At 45.3% G+C, this 25,250-nt stretch carries 26 protein-coding genes; 13 read left to right on the top strand and 13 right to left on the bottom strand.

From position 1 onward, the window contains the following. Positions 1–36: 36 nt before the first annotated feature. Positions 37–1,230 carry an ATP-binding protein gene (locus BMY75_RS00715; protein ID WP_074828172.1) on the bottom strand — a complete coding sequence of 398 codons (1,194 nt, stop codon included), beginning with the start codon at positions 1,228–1,230 and terminating at the stop codon, positions 37–39. Between the two features lie 231 nt (positions 1,231–1,461). On the opposite strand from BMY75_RS00715, the gene BMY75_RS00710 reads away from it, so the two are divergent. The 9 genes from BMY75_RS00710 to BMY75_RS00670 all read left to right on the top strand — a co-directional run bounded on the left by BMY75_RS00710 (position 1,462) and on the right by BMY75_RS00670 (position 11,306). After that, positions 1,462–5,175 (top strand): phosphoribosylformylglycinamidine synthase, encoded by a 3,714-nt coding sequence (locus tag BMY75_RS00710; RefSeq protein ID WP_074828168.1) that lies wholly within the window; start codon positions 1,462–1,464, stop codon positions 5,173–5,175. Positions 5,176–5,288: 113 nt separating this feature from the next. After that, complete coding sequence (locus BMY75_RS00705) at positions 5,289–5,660, top strand: hypothetical protein (RefSeq protein WP_074828166.1); 372 nt, start codon at positions 5,289–5,291, stop codon at positions 5,658–5,660. Positions 5,661–5,751: 91 nt separating this feature from the next. Continuing rightward, the gene (locus tag BMY75_RS00700) at positions 5,752–6,231 is read left to right on the top strand and encodes an Lrp/AsnC family transcriptional regulator (RefSeq protein WP_074828162.1); all 480 of its coding nucleotides are present in this window, start codon (positions 5,752–5,754) and stop codon (positions 6,229–6,231) included. Continuing rightward, positions 6,228–7,409 (top strand): aminotransferase class I/II-fold pyridoxal phosphate-dependent enzyme, encoded by a 1,182-nt coding sequence (locus tag BMY75_RS00695; RefSeq protein ID WP_170844227.1) that lies wholly within the window; start codon positions 6,228–6,230, stop codon positions 7,407–7,409. The genes BMY75_RS00700 and BMY75_RS00695 overlap by 4 nt, the downstream gene beginning before the upstream one ends. After that, positions 7,396–8,295, top strand: a complete 900-nt coding sequence (gene ispE, locus BMY75_RS00690; protein WP_074828157.1) for a 4-(cytidine 5'-diphospho)-2-C-methyl-D-erythritol kinase — start codon at positions 7,396–7,398, stop codon at positions 8,293–8,295. Before BMY75_RS00695 ends, ispE begins: the two co-directional genes overlap by 14 nt. A gap of 22 nt (positions 8,296–8,317) precedes the next feature. Continuing rightward, positions 8,318–9,346: an FmdB family zinc ribbon protein gene (locus BMY75_RS00685; RefSeq protein ID WP_074828154.1), complete on the top strand. Its 1,029-nt coding sequence runs from the start codon at positions 8,318–8,320 to the stop codon at positions 9,344–9,346. Positions 9,347–9,351: 5 nt separating this feature from the next. Next, positions 9,352–10,248 (top strand): radical SAM protein, encoded by an 897-nt coding sequence (locus BMY75_RS00680; RefSeq protein ID WP_347499898.1) that lies wholly within the window; start codon positions 9,352–9,354, stop codon positions 10,246–10,248. A gap of 15 nt (positions 10,249–10,263) precedes the next feature. Beyond that, complete coding sequence (locus BMY75_RS00675) at positions 10,264–10,614, top strand: hypothetical protein (RefSeq protein WP_074828146.1); 351 nt, start codon at positions 10,264–10,266, stop codon at positions 10,612–10,614. 158 nt (positions 10,615–10,772) lie between these two features. Continuing rightward, positions 10,773–11,306, top strand: a complete 534-nt coding sequence (locus BMY75_RS00670; protein ID WP_074828143.1) for an HD domain-containing protein — start codon at positions 10,773–10,775, stop codon at positions 11,304–11,306. Positions 11,307–11,365: 59 nt separating this feature from the next. Here BMY75_RS00670 and BMY75_RS00665 read toward each other — a convergent pair whose 3' ends face one another. Next, the gene (locus BMY75_RS00665) at positions 11,366–12,124 is read right to left on the bottom strand and encodes a YdcF family protein (protein WP_074828139.1); all 759 of its coding nucleotides are present in this window, start codon (positions 12,122–12,124) and stop codon (positions 11,366–11,368) included. Between the two features lie 166 nt (positions 12,125–12,290). On the opposite strand from BMY75_RS00665, the gene BMY75_RS00660 reads away from it, so the two are divergent. From BMY75_RS00660 to BMY75_RS00645, 4 genes are read left to right on the top strand one after another with little or no spacing between them, the layout of a single operon-like run. After that, entirely contained in the window at positions 12,291–13,319 is a 1,029-nt protein-coding gene (locus BMY75_RS00660) for a DnaD domain protein (RefSeq protein ID WP_074828132.1), read from the top strand. Beyond that, entirely contained in the window at positions 13,316–14,305 is a 990-nt protein-coding gene (locus BMY75_RS00655; protein WP_074828130.1) for an ATP-binding protein, read from the top strand. The genes BMY75_RS00660 and BMY75_RS00655 overlap by 4 nt, the downstream gene beginning before the upstream one ends. A 10-nt stretch (positions 14,306–14,315) precedes the next feature. Continuing rightward, entirely contained in the window at positions 14,316–15,647 is a 1,332-nt protein-coding gene (locus tag BMY75_RS00650; RefSeq protein ID WP_074828128.1) for an esterase/lipase family protein, read from the top strand. Position 15,648: 1 nt separating this feature from the next. Further along, positions 15,649–15,891: a hypothetical protein gene (locus BMY75_RS00645; protein WP_074828126.1), complete on the top strand. Its 243-nt coding sequence runs from the start codon at positions 15,649–15,651 to the stop codon at positions 15,889–15,891. 48 nt (positions 15,892–15,939) lie between these two features. Here the strand turns inward: BMY75_RS00645 and BMY75_RS00640 are convergent, their stop codons facing one another. From BMY75_RS00640 to BMY75_RS00590, 11 genes are all read right to left on the bottom strand, one after another. Next, on the bottom strand, positions 15,940–18,342 hold the full coding sequence (locus BMY75_RS00640) for an endonuclease MutS2 (RefSeq protein ID WP_074828123.1): 2,403 nt from the start codon (positions 18,340–18,342) through the stop codon (positions 15,940–15,942). Between the two features lie 14 nt (positions 18,343–18,356). Further along, on the bottom strand, positions 18,357–19,112 hold the full coding sequence (recO, locus tag BMY75_RS00635) for a DNA repair protein RecO (RefSeq protein ID WP_074828122.1): 756 nt from the start codon (positions 19,110–19,112) through the stop codon (positions 18,357–18,359). Between the two features lie 151 nt (positions 19,113–19,263). After that, entirely contained in the window at positions 19,264–20,160 is an 897-nt protein-coding gene (gene era, locus BMY75_RS00630; RefSeq protein WP_074828121.1) for a GTPase Era, read from the bottom strand. Position 20,161: 1 nt separating this feature from the next. Continuing rightward, a complete protein-coding gene (locus BMY75_RS00625; protein WP_074828120.1) occupies positions 20,162–20,629 on the bottom strand; it encodes a GNAT family N-acetyltransferase in 468 nt (155 codons plus the stop codon). Further along, positions 20,629–21,072, bottom strand: coding sequence for a hypothetical protein (locus tag BMY75_RS00620; protein ID WP_074828118.1), 444 nt, complete (start codon positions 21,070–21,072; stop codon positions 20,629–20,631). The genes BMY75_RS00625 and BMY75_RS00620 overlap by 1 nt, the downstream gene beginning before the upstream one ends. A 12-nt stretch (positions 21,073–21,084) precedes the next feature. Beyond that, positions 21,085–21,621, bottom strand: a complete 537-nt coding sequence (locus tag BMY75_RS00615; RefSeq protein ID WP_074828116.1) for an NUDIX domain-containing protein — start codon at positions 21,619–21,621, stop codon at positions 21,085–21,087. Continuing rightward, the gene (locus BMY75_RS00610; RefSeq protein ID WP_074828113.1) at positions 21,614–22,093 is read right to left on the bottom strand and encodes a diacylglycerol kinase family protein; all 480 of its coding nucleotides are present in this window, start codon (positions 22,091–22,093) and stop codon (positions 21,614–21,616) included. The genes BMY75_RS00615 and BMY75_RS00610 overlap by 8 nt, the downstream gene beginning before the upstream one ends. Continuing rightward, positions 22,077–22,589: an rRNA maturation RNase YbeY gene (gene ybeY, locus BMY75_RS00605; RefSeq protein ID WP_074828111.1), complete on the bottom strand. Its 513-nt coding sequence runs from the start codon at positions 22,587–22,589 to the stop codon at positions 22,077–22,079. Before ybeY ends, BMY75_RS00610 begins: the two co-directional genes overlap by 17 nt. Continuing rightward, positions 22,561–23,553, bottom strand: coding sequence for a PhoH family protein (locus BMY75_RS00600; protein ID WP_074828109.1), 993 nt, complete (start codon positions 23,551–23,553; stop codon positions 22,561–22,563). The genes ybeY and BMY75_RS00600 overlap by 29 nt, the downstream gene beginning before the upstream one ends. Positions 23,554–23,659: 106 nt before the next feature. After that, complete coding sequence (locus BMY75_RS00595) at positions 23,660–24,910, bottom strand: sporulation protein YqfD (RefSeq protein WP_074828106.1); 1,251 nt, start codon at positions 24,908–24,910, stop codon at positions 23,660–23,662. A 1-nt stretch (position 24,911) separates the two neighbouring features. Further along, positions 24,912–25,190, bottom strand: a complete 279-nt coding sequence (locus tag BMY75_RS00590) for a YabP/YqfC family sporulation protein (RefSeq protein WP_074828104.1) — start codon at positions 25,188–25,190, stop codon at positions 24,912–24,914. Positions 25,191–25,250 lie beyond the last annotated feature (60 nt).

Raw genomic sequence — 25,250 nt, 5'->3', positions numbered from 1 at the left:
TCCAATGAAACTGCCGTTTTTATTATATAAGAAATATCACTCTTCCGTACCCTTTACATATTCAATGAACTGCTTTGCAACACGGGGCGAACGTCCGCCCTTTGAGAGTGCAAAAGCTTCAGCTTTTATCTCCAGTTCGTCACGGCTTGAGCTGATCTCATACTGATCTGCAAGCTTGTTCACAAGGTCAAGGAACAGCTTTTTGTCAGGTTTCTGGAAAGTTACCGTCAGACCGAATCGGTCAGAAAGTGAAAGAAGTTCCTGAACGGTATCCTTGAAATGTATCTCGTCGCCCTTACGGGAAGTAAAAGTCTCACGTACCAGATGCCTACGGTTCGATGTAGCATATATCACAAGATTAGATGCCGTAGAAGCCACGCTGCCTTCAAGTATGGCTTTAAGTGCCGCATAGTCATTGTCGTCCTCGGTGAAAGACAGATCGTCGATGAAAATAATAAATTTCAGCGGGTTCTTGCTTATGGTCTCCACAATGTTGGGTATCTCATGGAGCTGTTTCTTTTTCAGTTCGATAAGTCTCAGACCATCACACGCAAATTCGTTTGCGATAGCCTTTACCGTCGAAGACTTACCTGTACCGCAATCGCCGTAAAGCAGAACATTGTTCGCAGGTTTACCCGCGATTAGAGCCTTGGTGTTAGCAATGACCTGACTGCGCTCATTCTCATAATTATGCAGCTGAGAGAGCCTTATAGGATCAGCGTGCTCAACAGGAGTCATAACACCATCTTTGATTATGAAAATATTGTACTTAGAATATATGCCATAGCCGATCTTTTTGATCTCATGCACACGCTGAGCATATATCTGGGAAAAATCTCTGGGACTGATCCTGTATTCGGGCAGGAAACCGTCATAGTTTATTCTACCAATGAACTCACTGCTGGGGATAGTTGCCAGTTCTTCCAGAAAAGCAAGCTCGTTTGCAAGACAGTTATCCAGCATAGTCCCGGTTTCAAGCCCCTCGCCCTTTTTGAGTATAAAAAGGTTCTCGTCTTCCAGGATTATCTTCATGATGTATTCAGTAAGGTCGTCGCCCGACTTGTAAAGGTCGCCGCACATATCGCAGTACCACTCTACAGCCATCTCTGTGTTTTCCTCACAAATGCTTATCATCGTCTGTATCATATCGGTGATAACGTCGTTTTTGCGAAGTTCTTTGAATATCACAAGGCTTCTTATCTGTTTGAGAATACGATTAAAATCCGTCATTTTTACTTACCTCCGTTTGCGGGTAAAGCCCTTTCAGTGCAGATCACAGAGCTTTCAGCTGACATTCTCAAATCACAATCTGCTCCGTGACTCTTGCTTACATTATATAACATTTTTCCGTATAAGTCAATGTTTAATAATTAAGTCATTGACAAAGACCCCCAAGATGTAGTATAATATATTTTACATGGATACATTTTGTATAAATTAATCTGTAAAGGAGCTGCTGATATGTCAGTATACAGAATTTATGTAGAAAAAAAGCCGGAATTTGCAGTTGAAGCTGATTCGCTGCTTGGCGGTATCAAATCTGCACTGGGTCTTGAAAACCTCAAAGGTCTGCGCGTTATAAACCGCTATGACGCCGAGGGTCTGCCAGTTAAGGATTTTGAACTCGCTATCCCCGTGGTATTTTCCGAACCCGCGGTAGATGTTACCTATGATCATCTTCCCGCTGTTGGTGAGGACGAGCAGATATTCGCAGTTGAATATCTTCCCGGTCAGTTCGATCAGAGAGCTGATTCATGTGCGCAGTGTATCTCACTGCTGACTGCGGGCAAGCGACCCGTTATCAAGTCCGCACGCATTTACATAGTAAGCGGCACCCTTTCCGATGAGGAGCTTGCACAGATCAAGCAGTACATGATAAACCCTGTTGAGTCGAGAGAAGCTTCTCTTGATGAGTTTGAAACTCTTGATATCAAGTACGATATCCCCACAACTGTTGATACTGTAAACGGCTTCATCGATTCTTCTGAGGACGACCTCAAGGCTATGCTTGCAGACCTTGGTCTTGCTATGGATCTTGATGATATCAAGTTCTGCCAGAAGTATTTCAAGGAACAGGAGAACCGCGATCCCACCATCACTGAGATCAGAATGATCGATACCTACTGGTCTGATCACTGCCGTCACACAACATTCTCGACAATCGTTGATAATGTTTCTATCGAGCCCGATTATATCGCAGCTACCTTTACCGATTATATAAATGCAAGAAAAGACCTCTATGCAGGCAGAACAGACAAGCCCATCACACTTATGGATCTTGCCTGCTTCGGTGCAAAGCAGCTTAAAAAGGCAGGTCTGCTGAAAGACCTTGACGAGAGCGAAGAGATTAACGCTTGCTCCGTAAAGATCAAGGTGGATGTAGACGGTGTTGACGAAGACTGGCTGCTGATGTTCAAGAACGAAACTCACAACCACCCCACCGAAATCGAGCCTTTCGGCGGTGCTGCTACTTGTCTGGGCGGAGCAATCAGAGATCCGCTGTCGGGTCGTTCTTATGTATATCAGGCTATGCGTGTAACTGGCGCAGGCAATCCTCTTGTTCCTGTTGAGGATACCATCGCAGGCAAGCTGCCCCAGAGAAAGCTGGTAGTAGGCGCTGCAAACGGTTATTCCTCCTACGGCAACCAGATCGGACTTGCTACAGGTCATGTAAACGAAATCTATCACCCCGGCTACGTTGCTAAGCGTATGGAGATCGGCGCAGTTATAGGCGCAGCTCCCGCTTCCAATGTAAGACGTGAAAGACCTGCCCCCGAGGATATCGTTATACTGCTGGGCGGCAAAACAGGCCGTGACGGCTGCGGCGGTGCAACAGGTTCTTCCAAGTCCCACACCCTGCACTCTCTTGAAACCTGCGGTGCTGAGGTTCAGAAGGGTAATGCACCCGAGGAAAGAAAGCTCCAGAGACTGTTCAGAAATCCTGAAGTTACAGCTATGATAAAGCGCTGCAATGACTTCGGTGCAGGCGGTGTATCCGTTGCTATCGGCGAGCTGGCTGACGGTCTTCAGATCAACCTCGACCTCGTTACCAAGAAGTATGACGGTCTTGACGGTACAGAGCTTGCTATCTCCGAATCTCAGGAGAGAATGGCAGTTGTCATCGCCAAGGAAGACCTTGAAAAGTTCATGGCTGAGGCTGCAAAGGAAAACCTGGAAGCTACAATGGTAGCAAGAGTAACCGAAGAGCCCAGACTGAGAATGAACTGGAACGGCAACACCATCGTAGACCTGTCCAGAGAGTTCCTCAACTCCAACGGTGCCGAGAAGCACACCGATATTGAAGTGCCCACCCCCGTATTCGCAAATGATGACGGCGGTGAGGATAATGCAGACCGCTGGGAAGCTATGATATCAAACCTGAATATCTGCTCGCAGAAGGGTCTCGTTGAAAGATTTGACTCCACCATAGGCGCAGGCACAGTGCTGATGCCCTACGGCGGTAAGTATCAGAATACTCCCACACAGGCTATGGCTTGCAAACTCCCCGTACTCAACGGTGAGACCACCACTGCTTCAATCATGGGCTGGGGCTTCAACCCATTCCTGTCCAGTGTAAGCCCCTACCACGGCGCTATGTCCGCAGTAGTTGAGTCTGTGGCTAAGGTAGTCGCAACCGGCGGTTCCTACAAGCATTGCTGGCTGACTTTCCAGGAGTATTTCGAGAGAACTCAGAACAATCCTTCCAGATGGGGCAAGCCTTTCTCCGCTCTGCTTGGTGCATATAAGGCTCAGATCGAACTTGGCTGCGGTTCTATCGGCGGTAAGGATTCCATGTCAGGTACATTTGAGAACATCGATGTTCCTCCTACGCTGGTTTCTTTCGCAGTTTCCACTGCTAAAACCGATAAGATCATCTCTCAGGAATTCAAGAAGGCAGGTTCAAGAGTTATACTCATCAAGCCTGAATACGATGAAAACAACATCGTTAAGTTTGACAGCCTGAAAAAGGTATTCGAGAAGGTTGAGAAGATGATAGCCGATGGCAATGTACTTGCTTGCTGGTCTGTTGCTTACGGCGGTGTTTCCGAAGCTGTTGCCAAGATGGCATTCGGTAACAAGATAGGTTTCAAGTTCACTGATAAGGTAAGTTCCGCTGAACTCTTCCGTGCTTGCTACGGCAGCTTCGTTATCGAGCTTGCTCACGGTGTTCAGACAGCTGAAAGAGTTATCGGTGAGACAACTCAGGCTTACACCATCGAGAACAACGGTTATACCATTGACCTCGAAAAGATACAGGATCTCTGGGAGAAGAAGCTGGAGCCTGTTTATCCCGTACACGTTAAGGAACCTGCTGAGAAGCCCAACAAGTACAGCTTCAAGGCTGATGAGAGAAAAGCTCCCGCTATCAAAGTGGCTAAGCCCAAGGTTCTTATCCCTGTATTCCCCGGCACTAACTGCGAGTACGATACCGCAAGACAGTTTGAAAAGGCAGGCGCAGAGGCTGAGATATTCGTAGTAAGAAACCTCTCTGAGCAGGCTATCAAAGAATCTGTTGACGCTATGGAAAATAAGATCAAGCAGTCTCAGATAGTTATGCTGCCCGGCGGTTTCAGCGGCGGTGACGAGCCTGACGGAAGCGGTAAGTTCATCGTATCATTCCTGCGCAATCCCAAGCTGACTGATGCTATCCACGATCTGCTGAAGAACCGCGACGGTCTGATGCTGGGTATTTGCAACGGTTTCCAGGCACTTGTAAAGCTGGGTCTTGTACCTTACGGCGAGATAGTTGATATGCGCGATGATTCTCCTACGCTTACATTCAACACCATCGCTAGACACCAGTCTAAGATGGTAAATACACGTATCGCTTCAAACAAGTCGCCCTGGCTGGCTGCTTGCGAAGTTGATGATATCCACAGCATCGCAATTTCTCACGGCGAGGGTCGTTTCGTTGCTTCCGCCGAGGAAATCGCAAAGCTGGCGGCAAACGGTCAGATAGCAACCCAGTATGTTGACTTCGACGGTGAGCCCACCTTCGATATCCACTGCAACCCCAACACCTCTTTCGACGCTATCGAGGGTATCACATCACCCGACGGCAGAGTACTCGGCAAGATGGGTCACTCCGAGAGAATGGGCAACGGTGTATGCATCAACGTTCCCGGTGCAAAGGATCAGAAGCTGTTCGAGAGCGGCGTAAAGTATTTCAAGTAATGTCACCGCAGGCGGCAGTTCTGCTGATTGACAATTGAATTGTACTATGTTATAATTAAGGCAGTACCGTATAGGCGGTGCTGCCTTTTATCTTTATATACGGGTGAGTGAATATGGACGATAAGCAGCTTCTGATCGAAAAGTACCATCTTATTCATGAAAACAACGCATGGTATTCGGATAGAGAAAATTCCCACAAACATCTGATCTTCAAGGATTCTTTCTATGAGAAAAATGATGTGCTGGGACTTCTGTTTCGCATCAACAAGCTCTGTGGTGCCAAGGTCAAGTATTTCCGTGCAAATATCGATAAATTCGAGCCGCTGAAATATGATTACAAAAATGGTTTCGTTTCCGTTCCACTATGGGATGCTGATTTTCTGAAACACCGTGCATCGGGATATATTCTGGATTTCAGATATTTACAGACGATCACCGTGTACGAAGATTTTGTCGCTCTTTGTGAAGAGCTTGAAGGCCGTTAAATAGCATATTATCATCAATATAAATATATTCAAAAGGACGAAAATGCTTGTTTGAGCATTTTGTGCCTGTTTCCAAGAAGGAGGTCTACTTATGGAAAAACTGCTTAATCTTCTGAAGTCAAACGCAAGGCTGACAAATGCCGAGCTTGCTGTAATGCTCGGTAAGACTGAGGCTGAAGTCGCCGCGGAGATAGAAAAGCTGGAAAAAGACGGCATCATCACAGGCTACACCGCCATCGTCGATGAAGCTGTTTACGATCCTAATTCCGTTACCGCGCTTATAGAGCTGAAAGTTACTCCACAGTCCCAGTCGGGCTACGATGATATAGCAAAGTCCATAGCCGCCTACGAACAGGTTGAATCGGTACGACTGATGTCGGGAGCTTATGATATTCTGGTATCTGTAACAGGCACAAATATCCGAGAGGTATCCCGCTTTGTAGCAGAGAATCTTGCCGCCATAGATGCCGTACAGTCCACCGCAACCCACTTCTTGCTGAGAAGCTACAAGGTCAACGGCATATCCGTTACCGCTAATGAAAAAGATGAGAGAGGACTGATGTTCCCATGATAGATTATAGCAAGGTACTTTCGCCTGCCATCGTGAACATGAAGCCCTCTGGCATACGAAAGTTTTTCGACATCGCTCAGCAGCTGGAAGGTGTTATATCCCTTGGCGTTGGCGAACCCGATTTCAAGACACCCTGGGTGGTAAGACGTGAAGCGATTAATGTTCTGGAAAAGGGCAGGACTTCATATACAGCAAATGCAGGTCTTGCCGATCTCCGAAAGGAAGCTTCCCGATATTTCAGCGACCGCATAGGTGTGGATTACGATCCCAATGATGAGATCATAATTACCGTCGGCGGTTCTGAGGGCATCGATCTTTGTATCAGGTCGATTGTAACAGCAGGTGACGAGGTACTTATAGTTCAGCCCTCTTTTGTCTGTTACTGCCCCATAGTTACACTTAGCGGGGGAGTCCCCGTCCCTATTGAGACCAAGGCTGAAAACGAATTCCGCCTTACTGCCGAAGAATTGCGCAGCAAGATCACCGACAAGACAAAACTTCTGGTTCTGCCTTATCCCAACAATCCCACTGGTGCTATCATGCGCAGGGAAGATCTTGAAGAGATCGCAGATGTTCTGCGCGGCACAAATATTCTGGTACTGTCCGATGAAATATACTCCGAGCTTACATACAGCGGCAAGCACGTTTCATTTGCATCACTGCCGGATATGAGAGAGCGGACTATAGTTATAAACGGATTTTCCAAAGCTTACGCAATGACAGGCTGGAGACTAGGTATCGCAGCCGCACCCAGAGAGCTTACTTCACAGATGCTGAAACTGCACCAGTACGCAATAATGTCATCACCGACGGTGAGCCAGTTCGCGGCTATAACAGCTCTAAGGGAATGTGATGAGGATATTGTAAAAATGCGAGATGAATACGATATGCGCAGGCGCTATCTGGTTGACGCATTCAACAAACTGGGTCTTGACTGCTTTACACCCCAGGGCGCGTTCTACGTTTTCCCCTGCATTAAAAGCACGGGGCTTTCCAGCAGTGATTTCTGCGAAAAACTGGTTTACAGCAAAAAAGTCGCAGTTGTACCCGGCAACGCTTTTGGCGAATGCGGCGAGGGCTTCGTGCGTGTATCCTACGCATACTCCCTCAGCCATCTGAGAGAAGCTATCAAGCGCATCGGAGAGTTTTTAGAGGAGCTTAAAAATGGCACTTTATGATAATATAAAAGTCAAGGCATACGGAAAAGTCAATCTTCTGCTGGATATAATCGGCAGACGCGATGACGGCTACCATATGCTCAACACCGTTATGCAGAGCGTCAGCGTTTATGATACCCTTGAATTGTCCATAGATAGCACAGCCCCTGAGGGCATGGAGATAATCTGCAACAAGGAGGGCTTTCCACTTGACAGCAGTAATCTTATCTGGAAAGCGGCTGATGTTTTCAAGGAGCAGACGGGCATAACTTATGGCGGAAAGCTTATAGTCAAGGTCGAGAAAAATCTTCCGTCACAGGCTGGCATGGGCGGCGGAAGCGCTGACTGTGCCGCTATGCTGAAAGCAATGAACACATTTTTCTGCACGCTGAAAGATGAAGACGAACTATGCGAGATGGGCACTAAGCTAGGGGCTGATGTACCTTTCTGCATCAGGGGCGGAACAAGGCTTTGTCAGGGGATAGGTGAGATAACAAACAAACTGCCGTCTCCGGACTGCGCTTTTGTTATTGTCAAGCCCGATGTCAGTATCTCTACTCCCGAAGCTTACAAGCGCTATGACCTGATGAAGTCGCCCCCAAGAAGTAATCTAGACTATTTCCTCAAAGCCCTTGCATCGGGAAATGTCTTCTCCACAAGCATTTACCTCTTCAACGTGTTTGAAGCTGTTATGGATATGCCGGAGATAGCGCAGGCAAAGCAAGACCTTAAAGAAGCAGGTGCAATGAATACTCTTATGACGGGAAGCGGCTCAGCTGTTTTCGGCATTTTTGAAAAGGAAAGCTTTGCTGTGGAAGCTGCTGCAAATCTGGCAGGGAAGTACAGCTACTGTAAGTCTTGCGTACCTGTAAAGAGCGGATACGAGCTTATGTGGGTGAACAGATAGACTAAGAAAGGTCGGCAATAGTATGAATTACAAATGCAGATTCTGCGGATACAGATTCAAAGACAAGGACGAACAGATTTGTCCCGAATGCCTTACAGCCCGCGAAGAGGATATATCCTGCGGTATTTTCGGTGAAGACGAACACAGTCATCAACAGTATGATGACAGCTATTTTCCTGACAACCGTTTTGTGAGAAGTGATACTTTCAAGGACGGCAAAGCAGATTTTCTGAGAGAGGAAAGACGCGAGGAAAACCGTGTTGAAGCGGCGAGGTATGAGCGCAAGAACGGCGGCGATATCAACGTTGAGGCTACTCCATCAAGGCAGTCCTACAACAGACCGCAGTATAAAACACCACAAAATGTATATAATCCCAATAATGGAAAAGCCGCCCAGAAACCCGGCGGCTGCGGCAAGGGATGCGCCATACCCCTTATAATACTGATAACCTTAGGTATGATATTGAAGAACGATCCCGAACTGATAAACACCATTAAGGAAAAACTTGAAGGCGCTGTTTCCGATACGTCAGTATCTTCCACCGCTTCTGAAAAGAAAAAATACGAGATCGACAGGGAAAATTCTTTAGAGGGTGTAAAAACAGTTGACTGCGATATTGATGCATTTCTGACAGAGTACACAATCAGTGAAATAATGTCAGACGACGAAACCATTAATTCTTTCCAGAAAAAAAATCTATTCTATTTTGAAAACGATGATTGGGTTGAAAGTACCGAATTTGATCCACGCGAACTCTATGTGGTAAATCTTACTTTGGAATTTGAATATTCCGATCACAGATGCCTGGAAAGCGGCGATGTGGATATCAAAGGCATTTACCTTCAGAGTGTTGATTCTGACGGTAATGATATCAGCTACTATGAAGGATTCATGTCGGACAATTTAATTTACTGCATCGGCGACAGATCAAACATGAATCCTAAGCTATTATGTGATAAAACTTCTGACGGCGCGTATATAACAGTCGATCTTGAATACAAAGGACAAGAAGTAGCTTACGGCTTTTACATTGACCTTAACGAAAAATGAGTAATATGAATATATTGAACAAATGTATGCTCTGCCCCCGTAAATGTGGGGCAGACAGACTTTCAGGAGAAAAAGGATTCTGCAGTGCGGGTTCTGATATAAAGATCGCACGGGCAGACCTGCATATGTGGGAAGAACCTCCCATAAGCGGAACCAACGGCTCGGGAACTGTGTTTTTCTCGGGGTGCAATCTGCAGTGCTGTTTTTGTCAGAATCATGAGATCTCCGCTGAGGGAAAGGGTTTTGAACTTACGGTTGATGAGCTTGCTGAGACATTTCTTATGCTTCAGGAAAAGGGCGCTCACAACATAAATCTTGTAACTGCCGCACCTTACGTCCCCCAGATAATCGAAGCACTTGGCATAGCAGGGGACAGGCTGACCATACCGATCGTTTACAACAGCGGCGGTTATGAAAGCCTTGAAACTCTTGAAATGCTGAGGGGCAAAGTAGATATTTTCCTTCCCGACCTAAAATATTATTCGGACAAACTCTCGGCTGATTATTCGGGAGCGGCAGATTATTTTGAACGTGCTTCCAGAGCTCTGATAAAGATGCATGAGCTTGTTGGTGCGCCTAAGTTTGATGAAAAAGGCATTATGAAAAGGGGAGTTATCGTAAGACATCTGGTACTGCCCGGCTGCCGTCATGATTCGGCTAAGATAATCGGGTGGCTGGCTGATAATTTTGCTCCAAATGAAATTCTTATCAGCCTTATGAGCCAGTATGTGCCGATGTACAAGGCAAAGGATATCAAGGCACTTTCACGCAGGACTTCCACATTTGAATATGAGTACGTTTGCAGCCTTGTGGAAGGCTGCGGATTTGACGGATTTTTCCAGCAGAGAAGTGCCGCCGAGGACAAGTACGTCCCTGAATTTTTTGACAAAAAATACTACTGATATCGGAGAGGTAAGATGAAAGAATTTCGTTTGCAGCCTTTGAGGTTATGCGCAGGCTGGAAAGTTGCGTATAACAATTTTTCGGAATATGACCCTGCCTGCGACGGTGAAGAATATTCCTACGAGTTGTGTGAAGATCTTTTACAGCTTGAAAACGATAATCTGCTTATCGACCTAGGCTGGTATCGTTATGGCGATATAAACGGCAGCTACAAGATTTATCTGGTGGATACAAAAAGGGAAGCACCCTATGAAAGACCACTGGAGGTCTTCTCGTCAAGATCCAAAGCCGAGATACTTGACAAGCTGGAATATTGGACACAGCCAGGCTTTTATGCAAAGTATAAAGTAAAATATCCAAAGTAGTTAATTACAACAAACTAAAATGTTAACCAACTTGTAATATCTGACTATTGACAATCATATAAAAATGCGTTATAATTACAATAAGAACTATGAATTAGTTCTTATCACAAAACAAACACATAATGATTAATGTCAGATAAAGAAAAGAGGGAATGCCGATGTCCAAAGCAATGGGTTCAAGATATTCCGTTGAGACCTCGAAGGAGAGCAGAGAGTATTTTGAATATGTCAAGGATCTGCTTGACAATGAAGTAGTTAGTGAGATGAAGAAATTCAGACACCACTACAGCACTACCTGTTACCAGCATTGTCTTAATGTATCGTATTATAACTATATCGTCTGCAAAAAGCTTGGTCTGAACGCGAAAGCCGCTGCGAGAGCCGGTATGCTCCATGATCTGTTTCTGTATGACTGGCGCGATGAGCCAAGGAAAAAAGGAGAGCTGCCCCATGGCTTTACACACCCAAGGATAGCCCTTGAAAATGCCAAGGAACATTTTGAACTGGGCAAGATCGAGCAAGACATGATAATCAAGCATATGTGGCCGCTGACAGTTAAACTGCCAAAATATGCAGAATCCTACGTTATCGTTATGATAGATAAATATGCTGCTATGCTGGAATTCGGTGTACACTGCAAGAACGTTCTTTCAAACACCGTAAGCAACATAAAGCATAAAAAGGCAGCCTGATACAGTAAAAATGCAACAAGTCTCCTGCGCTGATCCCGCAGGAGACTTGATTTTTTCTATCAGTTTCCGAATACAAAAAAATGAGTAAGTCCAAGCCATTCACGAACCCAGTAGGTCGCGATATATTTGGGCTGGGTGTTGGCAGAATAAGCAGTCACATTATTGGCACCCTCCTGCTTTGCAATAAGGCTTGCGCGGTACTGATGGAATCCATCGGTGACTATGGTGATATCTCTGCCGCAGCCTAGTTTATCGGTTATAGCAAAAGAAAACTTGATATTTTCAAATGTTGTGGTAGACTTATCCTCCATAATAAGTCGGCTTTCGTCTGCACCTTTTTCTATCAGATATCTGCGCATACACTCAGCTTCCGAAATCTTTTCATCACTGCCTTTTCCACCGGAAAGAACTACAAGGGCGTCGGGATTTTTCTGCATAGCTTCATATGCGGCATCAAGTCGGTAACGAAGCATACGAGAAGGTCTTTCGCCCTTTACCTTACAGCCGAGAACGATTATCAGCTCGGTATCTTTCGGTTCATTTGTCTGAGCTTTATACATCTTAAAGGAAAGTATCCCCACATAGGTGAATCCTACGATCAGGAACAGGCTCACAGCAATTATTATACCTTTGCCCCACATGTGAGCCCACATAGTTTTCAGCAGCTTGAAAAACTGGCGATGAGCCACTGTGGCAGCTATCATAAGCGTGAAAAATCCGATACCTGCCACATTTCCAGCATTAAGTATCGGTAATGGTGCGATGAAGATCAGCAGAAAAAATATCTCCGCTGCTAGGATAACATATTTTATTGTCATTGTTGTTTTCCTTTCTGATTTTTTATTATTATAACACATTGCGGCCAAGATTGCAACTCGGTCTGATATATTTGATATCCGTAAACAGGATAAATCGTTAGTCGGTATCTTTACTTTTTCTTCAAACTGTGTTATAATAAAGGTTACGCACAGGAGGTCTGTAACTATGGATTATTGTTTTGAAGCCGACAGCTGGGGAGCATCTTTCAGTTTCCCGTGGGCAACGGCAGGCGGATATATAAAAAACTGCAACGAAACTCAGATCAAAATTCTTCTCTGCATACTTGCGGGTCCGAGATATACCGATTCTGCCATGCTTTCGGCGGTATCAGGTTTTTCTGAGGCTGATGTGGATTCGGCTGTTGCTTACTGGCAGGAAAAAGGAGTTATAAAGGTAAACGACGAGATATCTGCTGCAGTAAAGCCCGAAGTACCCCATACTTTTTCGGGAAAGAATGAACCTGTTTCGCTTGTTGAATCTGTAAAACCAACAAAGGCTGCAGCTGTTGAGAGGAAGATAACCGTTAAATACTCTCAGCGTGAGATGCAGCAAAAGGCTGAAAATGATGCAGCGCTGAAAAGTCTCATTAACGAGATACAGTCGCTCCAGTTTTCGATAAACGGAAGTGAGCTTGCCAAGCTGATCGAGCTTTACGAACTTTACCGATTTGATGCACCCTCCATACTTCTTGCAGCCGATCATTGTCGCGCGGCAGGGAAGTGCAGCATTGCCTATCTGCATACCGTCATGATAAGCTGGTACAACGAGGGTATAAATTCCTATGCGGAAGTAGAGCAGGCGATAATCACAGCTTCGGAAAGAAGATCTTACGAAAACAAGATACTTGGTATCTTTGGTATGGAGAATCGTCCCTCAAAGAAACAACAGCAGTATATGACGGAATGGAAGCGCCTTGGATTCAACAGTGATCTTATAGAGCTTGCCTACAATAAATGCCTCGATACCAAGAGCAAACTTAGTTTCAGCTACATAGACGGCATACTGAAAAACTGGGCAAAGGTCGGCGTCAGCAGTGTTGAAGAGGCAGAAAATTCTGATAAACAGCACAGGAAGAAATATACTGCTGTAAGCGAAGACAAGCCCTCTTACGACCTTAACGAGTATGAGAACTTCGCAAGAAACTATGATTTCGGTGACGCTCCATGGAACGTTAGAAAGGAAGAAGATCAATGAGATATACCGAGAAAGCTTTTGACCGCGCCGAGTTTGAACTCAGACAACGGCAGGACAAAGCCAACGAGGAGCATCAGCGAAGGCTTGATGAGATTGCGCAGAAGGCTCCCGAGATATACCGTATGCACAGCGAAGCCATAAGGCTGAACTACGCGCTTCTCGGCAACATTGGCAAGGGCAAGAGCAGTGCTGATATATCTAAAAAGATCGCCGAGATCAAAGAGAAAAACATCAGTCTGCGCCACACCATGCATGAAATGCTGAAAGCCTGCGGATATCCCGAGGACTACCTGCAAATGCACTATCAGTGCGAGATATGCAGCGATTCTGGTTACCATGACGGCGTAAGATGCGAGTGCATGAAAAGGCTTCTGAAAAAATATACCACAGAGGAAATAAACGCAAACTGTTCCATAGAACTTCACGATTTTTCGGATTTCAGAGCTGAGTATTACAGCGATATGCCCGTTAACGGTGAGATCCCCCGTGTGAAGATGCAGACGATCTTTGAAAACTGCAAGAATTACGCTACTCGTTTTGAGCCCCACACAAGCTCGCTGATATTCTTTGGTAAGACAGGTCTGGGCAAAACGTTCCTTTCGTCATGTATCGCAAAAGAGCTTATCTCACAGGGCTGGAACGTTGTATACGGTTCCATGCTGAAGCTTATGCGACAGGTTGAAGACGAGCGTTTTCACAGGGCTGAGGGTGACACCATGAGCGTAATGCTTGAAGCCGACCTGCTCATTCTTGATGACCTTGGTTCTGAATTTCAGACACAGTTCACTGATTCTGTGCTTTATGAACTCATCAATGAGCGCATAAACGAACGCCGACCTACTCTTATATCGACAAATCTTACCGTCAATGAAGTCGGCAAAAAATACAACGACAGAATAGTTTCACGAATAACTGGCTGTTTCAGACCATTCTTCTTTGCCGGCAGTGACGTTAGGCTTGTCAAGCTGAGAAACGGTATTATTTGAGGTAACTATCGTGAGAAAGATAAGATTGTTGTTCGACCAGTTTCTGATACTTTGCCTATGCAATTCCGTCATTTTATGGACTGTGGTGCAGTTTTCCAAGCTAGTCAAGATACTGACTATCGTCGGACTGGTGCTGTTTTACTTTGTCTATCTTTTAACTGCGGGCGGACGTGCCGACAAGGATAAAAAGCTCTGCCGCATAGCAAAGGGCTCGTTCCTGATCGATGGCGCTGTAATCTCCCTTGTTTTGCATACGGCTGTGGTGCTAGCTTTTATAATCATAGGCGGATTCGACCCATGGCGGATGTTCGCAAATGCTCTTACGGGATATGCTATCATCGCCCTTGGTGCTCTCGTCGGGATAATCAGGCTCCTGATATCTTCAAGACAGGTCAAGATAATTAAGTACATAGCGCTGGTATTTACCTGGTATATGCCTGTGGTGAATATATTCGTGCTGAGGACCATATCTAAATCGGCGAAGAAAGAGTTTCGCTTTGAACAGGCAAAGCAGGAACTTGACGATATGCGCAAGGAAAATGAAGTCTGCAAAACAAAATATCCCATACTTATGGTACACGGCATATTTTTCCGCGACTGGCAGATGTTCAATTACTGGGGCAGAGTTCCCAAGGAGCTCGTGCGAAACGGTGCTGAGATATACTACGGAGGTCAGCAGTCAGCGAACCTGATATCCGTCAGCGCAGGGGAGCTTAGGGATAAGATAGAGGAAGTCATAAAAGAGACAGGAGCTGAAAAGCTGAACATAATCGCCCATTCAAAGGGCGGACTTGATTCAAGATACGCTATCTCAAAGCTGGGAATGGACAAGTACATTGCAAGTCTGGTAACGATAAATACTCCCCACTATGGCTGCAATTTCGTTGACGATATACTGGCTAAGGTTCCCGATGGTCTGCTGAAATTTGTGGCAAGCAGATACAACAAGCTCTTCACTGTTCTCGGTGATACCGCTCCCGATTTTGAAAAGGGTCTGCGGGAACTCACTCATACAAACTGTGCCAAGCTTGACGAGGAGATACCAGACAGTCCCAACGTATACTACCGCTCGGTTATGTCGGTTATGAAAAATGTATTCTCGGCGGGATTCCCTCTGAATCTCGGATACATGATTAACCGCAAGGACGGCACAGGCAACGACGGTCTTGTAGTAAAAGAATCCGCACTGCGCGGCGAGAATACACTTATGATAAACCACAAAGGCAGGAGAGGTCTTTCACACGGTGATATGATAGATCTCTTCCGTGAAAATATAGATGGCTTTGATGTACGTGAATTTTACGTGGATATAGTCAAAGACCTGAAAGAAAGAGGATTGTAATATGAACCCAATGGCAGTAGTCAAGCTGAAACCCCTGCTTGAAAAATTCAGAGAGAACCACCCGAAGATACCTCAGTTTATGCAGACAGCTGCAAGCGGCATGGAGGAGGGCGGCGCTCTCGATCTTAAAGTTACCAATGCGGCAGGTCAGAAGATCGAAGCGAGCATAAAGCTAAATGCCGACGATATCGAACTTCTGAACGCTCTGCGTGAACTGCTTGCTCAGGCAGGCGGACAGTTCTGACATGATTATAAAAAATCCCCGAGGACAGCTATCCTCGGGGATTTTATGTTATTTTAGTTCGATCACGGTAACACCGTCTTCGCCCTCGCCGTAAACTCCGGGTCGATAGTATTTCACCGACGGGTGTCTACGCAAATGATTTCTAACCGCATTTTTAAGAACACCTGTACCGATGCCATGTATAACAGTCACCATGCTGATGCCGGACATTACGCAGTTATCGATAAAGCTGTCCATCTCGTGGATACCCTCATCGCTTGCATAACCCCTGATATCTAGCTCGGTAGAAAAGCGCCTTGTCATGCGGTTCTCAACACCTTTGGTGGAAACGCCGCGCTGTTTTTTCTTCTGCTGAGGAGCCTTGTTGGGCTGTTGTTTTTCCACCAGCCTGAGCTTTTTCACATCGATCTTCGTCTTCATGATACCTGCCTGAACAAAGCACATACCCTTGTCATCAGGGGGAGTAACCACGATACCGTTGCGCTTGGTATCGGTGATAAGCACCGTATCACCCTTTTTGAGGGGTCTCGGAAGAACATAATCATCATCGGGCTGTTCTGAAACAGGATTAGCTTCAAGATAAAGCTTGTTCATCGTAGAGCGCTGTTTCTGTCTTGCATCGATGGCTTTCTGTGTAAATCCGTTCTTCTCTTTCTCCTTGCGAAGCTTGTCCAGTTCGTCCACAAGCGCCTGAGATTCACGCTGAACGCGATTCACGATATCACTTGCCTGACGTCTTGCCTTTTCAAGCTCAAACTCCTTTTCTTCAAGGAATTTCTGCTTCTGCTCGTTAAGCTCGTTACGCAGGCTTTCAGCCTCTTTGCGATATTTTTCGGCAAGAAAATTATTCTCTTCAAGACTTATCCTTGCCTTTTCAAGGTCATCTATTATATGTTCAAAACGCCTGTTATCCTCAGAAATCAGTGACTTAGCATAGCTGATTATATCATCATCGATGCCAAGATTTTTAGATATAGCAAAAGCGTTTGACTTACCCGGTGAACCGATCACCAGCTTGTATGTCGGACGCATTGTCTCAACATCGAACTCGCAGGATGCATTTTCCACTCCGTCCGTATCAAGTGCATACATCTTTATCTCCTGATAATGTGTGGTAGTAACAACAGTTGCACCCACCTGACGCAGTCTTTCGATGATCGAAACAGCCAGCGCAGCACCCTCCACAGGATCAGTACCCGAACCAAGCTCATCAATCAGCACAAGACTCTCATGATCGGCTTTGTCAATTATATCCTTGACCTTGCCCATGTGTGAGGAGAAAGTCGAAAGGCTCTGCTCAATGGACTGTCTGTCACCGATATCTGCAAGGATATTCTTGTATACCGAGATTTTACACCCGTCAGATGCGGGTATCATCAGACCGCACATTGTCATCAGTGTCAGCAGACCAACGGTTTTCAGCGTAACAGTCTTACCGCCCGTATTCGGACCTGTGATCACAAGGACATTATAATCAGTACCCGAGCGGAAGTTTATGGGCACAACTTTGTTCTCATCGATAAGAGGGTGTCTTGCCTTGTTCAGTACGATTATACCATCATCGGATATCTCGGGATCTACAGCTCTCATCTTTGCACCGAGATTAGCCTTTGCAAAGTAGAGATCGAGCTTAACAGCCGCATCATAGTTTGATTCTATCTGGGGCTGCATCATGGCACATTCTTTGGAGAACTCTGTTAGTATGCGGTGTATCTCGTCCTGTTCCTTGCCCTGAAGTATCCTGACTTCGTTGTTTGCTTCAACTACTGAGATAGGCTCAATGAAAAGTGTCGAGCCTGTTGCGGAAGTACCGTGAACCAGACCGCCCACGTTGCCTTTGAACTCGGTCTTAACAGGTACAACGAATCTGCCGTCACGCATGGTAACGATGGATTCCTGAAGATACTTCTGTGTGGACGGCGATTTTATCATCTTGTCCAGAGTTTCGCGTATCTTCAGACCAGCCTTTGCTATCTTGTTTCTGATAGACCTGAGCTCAGGGCTGGCATCATCTGAAAGATTCTCGCTGTCCAGTATAGCTGTTTCCAATCTCTGCCAAAGTGACTTGTTCGGGAAAAGCTGTTCAAACAGGTAGGACAGGGGAGTGTTCTTATCCTCGTTCTGGTCGAACCATTTGCAAAGCTCATTGGTCTGACCGAGAACTTTTTTTATCTCCAGCAGTTCGCCGAGAGAAAGTGTACCGCCCGCCTTTGCTCTGTTCAGGCTTGCGGATACGTTGTTTATGCTGTAAAAAGCAGGTGTACCGTTTTTGATGGACATATTCAGCGCACTAGCCGTTTTAGCCATCTCGGTACGCACAGTATACAGGTCATCCGATGGCCTTACAGCCAGTGCCGCCTGTCTGCTGTCTTTGCTTGAACATAGCTCTGAAAGCATTTCCAGAACCTTATCAAGTTCAAGGATCTCATGATTTATATTTTCAAGTCCCATTTATGTAAATAACCTCATTTCAACATCTTGTAAAATTCCAGCGCACCGAACTTTTTCCTGAAATGATAACCCACGTATCTCTCTGTGAATTCGGTGAGCTTTTTCAGATATCGGTCGCTTATATTAAAGTAAAATAGTTTTTCATACTCCGTCAGCGCGATATAACGCACGATATAAAGAAGCTGTTTGTCAAGTATCATAGTATGTACGCTTTCGGGATTGGGGCAGCAGCTTTCACATTCAAGTCTGTCTTCCAGAAAATTGAAGTGCATCTTATCGTCTTCGTATTTAAAGCAGAACGCACAACCCACAAGCTTCGGACGCATACCTATCTCGCATAGAAGCCTGAATTCAAACACGCATTTTAGCAGGTCGGGCTGCATTTTGCCCTCGTCCAGAAAATAAAGAGTGTTCAGCGCGAGCCGCATGACTTCATTACATTCCTGACCCTCAGTACCGGAATAGATCAGCAGTTCCGAAAAATATGACGCAAGTGCAACTTTAGCCGCGTCGAGTCTTATATTATAAAACAGCTTGACAGGCTCGCTGCTGTTCAAATAGCGGCTGACCTGTCCGTTAGCATTTTTCTTTTCTTCAAAGCAAAGCTCGGAATAGCTGAATGACTGGGTGGCTGAAACAGTCTTTGTGCTTTTTCTTCCGCCCCTGACGTAGATATAGATAACGCCCATTTCCGCCGTCAGCACGCATATCGATTTGCTGGATTCACCGCTGTCAGTTTCTTTCAGGATAAGTCCTTTCAGGGTCGTCATTCGCATCAGTCCTTTCAGCCCTCGCATAGGCGAGATAATCCTTTATACTGCCGCTTTTCAAAAATTTCTCCCAAAGCTTCAAATCGCTCACCGTCCTTTTAAAGATAGCTTTTGCTCAAAAGAACGAAATATGAGCGGAACATTTTTCCAATCAGGAAAGTCCAAAATTCTTTATCATGCCCTCGCGGTTGCGCCAGCCTTCCTTGACCTTAACCCAGCACTGCAGATTGACCTTTATCTGAAAGAAATCCTCCAGATCAGCTCTTGCGTCCTGACCTATCTTCCTCAGCATTGAACCGCCCTTGCCGATGATTATTCCCTTGTGGGATTCTCTTTCGCAGAAGATGGTCGCGGTTATGTCAAGTATAGCTTCACCGCTTCTGTCCTCACGTTCACCAAGCTGTTCGATAGTTACAGCTACGCCGTGAGGAACTTCATCGTTAAGATTCCTGAGAGCCTTTTCACGAATTATCTCCGCCATGATGACTTTCTCAGGCTGATCGGTGAACTTATCGTCGGGAAAGAAATGAGGACCCTCAGCCGCATTCTTTTCCAGTATATCCATGATGATATCCAGTCCGTCATTCTGAACAACGCTGATCGGGACGACTTCCGCAAAATCGTATAGCTCCGAATATTCAGCCAGCTTTGCAATAACCTCTTCCTTGTTATCAAGAAGATCTATCTTGTTAAGCGCCAGTATTACCTTGCTTTTACCGCCCTTGAAGCTTGCTATCAGGCTTTTCTCATTGTCGGATATCTTCTTGGTGCAGTCGCACATAAGGATTATCATGTCAACGCCTGTTATAGTTTCGTTGACGGTGTTCACCATATGTTCGCTGAGCTTGTTTTTCGCCTTATGCATACCGGGAGTATCCATGAAGACGAACTGAGTTTCGCCCTTAGTCAGAACTCCGGTTATCTTTGTTCTTGTGGTCTGCGGTTTGTCGCTGACAGCCGCTATCTTTTCGCCGACGAGAGCATTCAGCAGGGAAGATTTGCCTGCATTTGCTCTGCCTGCTATGGTAACAAAAATATTCTTTGTCATTTTATTTTTCCTTTACTTTCTTGGTCATTATATCCCAGCACAGAAAATCACCGTTATCTGTCATAACGGTCCTGTACTCGATCTCTGTGTATCCTCTTTTCAAATATATCTTTTTCGCCGCAAGTGATGCGTCGAGTATTATCTCGGAATAACTTCTGCTTATCACATTTTCTGCAAAATCAAGAAGTGCTTTGCCGTACCCTTTACCCTGAAATTCAGGCAGTACAAAAAGTCTTCCGATGTCATTTTCTTTTATCGTCACAGTACCGACCTTATTACCGTCATCGTCAATACATAGAAAAGTCCTGTGTTCTCGGATATCCTCGGATATATTCTCACCACTGTGATAATTCAGAAAGAAATCCACCGCTCCCGAAGGATAATACTTCGGATAAACAGTCTTTATCGTACTGTAGGTGATATCCTTAACGGTGCCGATGTCGGAAGATGTTGCTTCGACTATTTTCATCAGTGCCCTTCAATGTTATCAGAAAAAGGCGCAGACTTTACCATTCGACAAAGGTAGTTGCCGTCATCGTTTTTTGAAAATCTGACGCTTCCATTTTCTTCGCAGTCAATGAAATAACAGCCATTTGCGCCAAGATAGCTTTCCTTGCCCATCTTGTCGGAAATTGCAGATACCATATCCCTTTCTTCCATCGCAGAAGAAAAAGTTATCTCAGATACACATTCAACGTGATTACCGTTGCCTGTGTTGCCAGTCCATGAATTCACATTAAGTATCTCAATGTCATTCACCGAACCCGAAAGTGCATCACGAAGAACGCCTGTCTGCTTGTCGGTGCTGGCATGATTAACGCCCATTCCGATAAGTTCATATAGAAAAATCAGTGTTGCAAGAACATAGGGCAAAAGCAGAAAGCCAATGCCGACCTTTTTCCATGTTTTCATTTTCAATCACCTTTAATGATCTGACTGTCCCAATAATTCTTTTGCCCGCATAAGAACAGGCAATTCTCTGGCAGCTATCAGTCTGCCGATCTTTGAGTTTCTGCTGTTTTGGTATTCCTCAACAGCATCATCGAACGTGAGCTTCAAAGTCGAAAGATGGAAATCTGTGATCTCCTGTTCGGTAAGATCATTGGCACCGAAGCTTTTAACTTTGCAGAGAAAATAGTTGTTGATGTTATGCCTGTGGATAAGATTGTAGTAATCGCTTACCACGCCTATCTTGCATATGATATCAACTTCTGCTCCGAGTTCCTCGCGGAGTTCTCTGATTATAGCGGTCTCGGGAGTTTCATTTTCCTCAACACCACCGCCGGAAGTTTCTATAAACACAGCCTTGCCGAAATCATCATCACGCTCAGCTCTGACAAAATAGAAATACCCATCATCATCGAACACTATCGCTCTTGCGATTGATCGGTCGTGGTCGGTATACTCAAGATCCCATTCGGTATCCCGCAGTTCTATCATCAGTTCTTTATTTTCAGTCATCTTTATTCTCCCTGAAACAGAAAAAGACCCACCAGAACCACAGTCCGAAATAAAGCACCGCAGCTATGATAAGTTCGGGATATTCTGCAAAACAGCCTAATATGTACAGTATCCTCCTGCCAAAAACAACAGCTGCAACGCAAGCCGCAGCTATGCAGAATAACAGCACTGCTCCCGCAGCACAGTCCTTGGCTGCTTTTGCTAGTTCAGATGGTTTTGTCTTAGCGGCAAGGTTAACTGCGTTTTCGATAGCAGTGTTAACACATTCAAGCGCAATAACACCGCCGACGGTCAGCAGCAAAGCAAGCTCCTCAGCAATGCTGACACTGCACAGTATCGCAACGATAGCTACAGCCCCCGCAGCGCCAATATGGAAGCGCATATTTCTCTGTGTCTTTATACAGCGGATTATCCCGCTCGCCGCATATCTGAAGCTCTTAAAGAACTTCAAAAGTTCATTCTTTATGTTCATGTTCCTCTACAAATGTCTCATCTCTGGAAATTCCCAACTGTGCGAGAATAGCTTCTTCCTTTTCACGCATTATGCGCTCCTGCAGGCTGCTTTCTTCATGATCATAGCCCAGCAGATGCAGCATGGAATGAACAGTCAGGAAGCCGACCTCACGCTCAAGGGAATGACCGTATACCTGAGCCTGTCTTGTTGCAGTTTCAAGGCTGATTACGATATCGCCAAGAAGACAGGCACCTGTTTCGTAATTTACGTCGTACTCGCCGTCTTCGCCAAGAGGGAAGCTCAGCACGTCAGTGGGTCTGTCGATATTTCGATGCTCCTTGTTGAGTTCGTGTATCTGTTTGTCATTTATGAAAGATACAGATACCTCAGCATCTTTTCCGAATCCCTCATATTCAAGAACCGCATGACAGCAGCGCCTAACCAGCATCCTAATGCCAACGGGTATCTTAATCTCTGACTGATTATTAGTGATCATTACCTTGACTTTGTCCATTGTTTTTCCCATTCCTTTTTGAGTATTTTTCGTATGCCAGTATGATATCCTGTACCAGCTTATGTCTGACTACATCCTTATCGGAGAATCTGTTTATTTTTATATCGTCAACGTCCTTTAGAACGTGCATTGCCTGTATAAGTCCAGACTTACGGTTATCGGGCAGGTCTATCTGAGTTATATCGCCTGTTATAACTATCTTTGAATTGAATCCCAGTCTCGTCAGGAACATCTTCATCTGTTCGTTGGTGGTGTTCTGGGCTTCATCCAGTATTATAAAAGCGTTATCCAGCGTTCTTCCTCGCATATATGCCAGAGGAGCGACTTCGATACACCCGCGTTCCTGCTGTCTTGCAAAGGATTCGGGTCCCAGCATCTCAAATAGTGCATCATACAGCGGTCTTAAATAGGGATCGACCTTGTTCTGAAGATCACCGGGAAGAAATCCAAGCTTTTCACCCGCCTCCACCGCAGGTCTGGTAAGGATTATCTTCTCCACCTCATGAGCTTTGAAAGCCTTCACCGCCATCGCCACCGCAAGATAAGTCTTGCCCGTGCCCGCAGGACCGATACCAAGAACTATGGTATTCTTGCGGATAAAATCAACATACCGCTTCTGTCCAAGAGTTTTGGGCTTTATTACCTTGCCTGTTATCGTCACGCAAATACCGTCATCGCTGAGATTATTCAGCTCGTATTGTCTGCCCTCGCGAACCAGAGCAAAAACGTAACGTATACTTTGTTCGGTGAGCTTTTCACCGCTGTTTATCATAGTAATCAATCCGTTGATCGCTTCGCAGGCGTTAAATACGCCCTGTTCGTCGCCTGTGACCTTGATATCCTCACCGCGTCCCAGTACAGCAACACCGTATTCGCGCTGTATCAGATTCACATTTTCATCATAGCTGCCGAACAAGCTCAGCATAGTTTCCATGCTGTCAACGGCTATCAGTTTTTCTGCCATTAGGATACACTCCGCTCAATTTTACATTCTGATACTCATTATAACACATTCTTTAATGGAATGCAACAAAAAAAATCAAATTTTTAATTAAATGCAACAAAAAATATCAATAATTTTCACTATCTTGCACATTTTCTTTTGTAACTGCTTCCAAATCGGGTACAATGTATTTTGGTATGAAGAAATCGCTCTCTTTACAGAGATTTCCATAAAGCTCATAAGTAACCGTAAGCCTTACTCCGTCATCAGTAAATTCGGGTTTTGCAGACCTTCCGCGTATTTTATATGGGGTAAGGAAGTTCTGTTCGTATCTATAGGCAGCTTGTTCTGCTCGGGAGAGTGCTTCTTCCTTATCAAGCACCTGACTTCTAATGTCATATTCTCTCAGATCGATCTCTGTAAATCCTATGGGCAGAACGAAACCTCCTATCTCCGGAAAATGCTTTTCCTCTTTTTCTGTCTCAAAATAGCCGTCGTATATTTTGGTATGAAGTGGTATCCTAGCGCTGAATATTTCAAGATAGGAAAGCTTTCTCTTTTCGCCCGTCAGCACCTTTTCTTCGGCATCAAAGGGCTGCTCAAAAACCATCGTCCTTATGAAAGTGCCGCGTATCTTGCCTATGCTCCTAACATACCTCGTTTTCGATGTTACGACCTCGCCGTCTTTTGTCCATTCGGAATCCTCAGTAACAATCTTTCCACTCACAACTATCTCGCCTTTCGTAACACCACTGCCAAGGCATTTCATCAGCTGTCCGTCGATAAGTTCAATTTCCTCGATAACTCCGTCCTCGCAGGCAACAAGATGGCAGGGCATACCAACGGTGATACCTTTTTCCGCTTCGACCGCTTCAAGTATATCCACAGCTATCCCCGAACCTGTGCGGCTGATACCAGCCCATGCGACTTCGTCTATCTTACTTTTCAGCGAACGTTCCTCAATTACAAGATCGATATCCGGAAGATATGCGCCGGCTTTTACACCGTCAGCATTCAGCACATCGATTATTTTTCCGTAGATGATCGGGTCATCGGTATCCACTTTGATAGTCAGGATTACATTGGAATAATAAGCCATCAGCAGCACTGATATCACTGCACCAACAATAATTCCGGGACGTTTTACAATACTTCGGTAAAATCTCAGCATACCATGATATTCTATTCTTTTAGGCTCAAAGCCCTCATTTCTGCACAGCCTTTCAAAGCTAAAACTGTGCTCAAAAGAAATGTTCATAGTCAGGCTGTCATCAGTCTCCCGAAGTTCTGAATAGATAAGTTTTTCTTTCGTGAAAGCGTCGAGAAGTTTCGCAAAACTCTTGCCCTCGATCCTGTAATCAATGCTTCCCAGAGTCATCCTAATTCCTCCTGTTTACCCGTGAAACCAGTTTCACCTGTTCTATCGTCCCGCGTACTTCCACACTGTTTTCCGCATAAGAACTCAGCATCAGCCCGCTGCCCCAGAGTTCTATCTCAAAACTGCCTGTCAGAAGCCTTACACAGACTTCTGTACATTCATATATCTGCCGACAGTTTTCTACCAACGCCGATGTGTTGTCGTTTATCCGTATGTAGGACTGCAAATACATAAGTTCACGGGTCTTTCCGAAAAAACTTATACCCGGTATTCTTGCCATTGCGATCACTCCCTCCGTCACAAATATTATATTACGCTTGTTAACGGCATATACTTGTCT

This window comes from Hominimerdicola alba (genome assembly GCF_900109655.1).
GTDB classification, from domain to species: Bacteria; Bacillota; Clostridia; order Oscillospirales; family Ruminococcaceae; genus Hominimerdicola; species Hominimerdicola alba_B.
This window is presented reverse-complemented; position numbering and strand designations above follow the sequence as displayed.